This is a genomic window from Pseudomonas sp. PDM05 (assembly GCF_014851685.1).
In the GTDB taxonomy this organism is placed as follows: Bacteria; Pseudomonadota; Gammaproteobacteria; order Pseudomonadales; family Pseudomonadaceae; genus Aquipseudomonas.
This window is the reverse complement of sequence record NZ_JACVAC010000056.1, coordinates 1-263: the sequence shown is the minus strand read 5'-3', so window position 1 is coordinate 263 and position 263 is coordinate 1. Positions and strand designations below refer to the sequence as shown.

1 rRNA gene is annotated in these 263 nt (G+C 49.4%); it reads left to right on the top strand.

The window, feature by feature from the left end:
* Window positions 1-263: ribosomal RNA gene (locus IB241_RS27395) — 23S ribosomal RNA — on the top strand; the annotation flags it as partial.

Sequence of the window (263 nt, the reverse complement as noted above, 5' to 3'; positions counted from 1 at the left end):
TCTGGTTATTGCGATGGAGGGACGGAGAAGGCTAGGCCAGCTTGGCGTTGGTTGTCCAAGTTTAAGGTGGTAGGCTGAGATCTTAGGTAAATCCGGGATCTTAAGGCCGAGAGCTGATGACGAGTTAACTTTTAGTTAACGAAGTGGTTGATGCCATGCTTCCAAGAAAAGCTTCTAAGCTTCAGGTAACCAGGAACCGTACCCCAAACCGACACAGGTGGTTGGGTAGAGAATACCAAGGCGCTTGAGAGAACTCGGGTGAA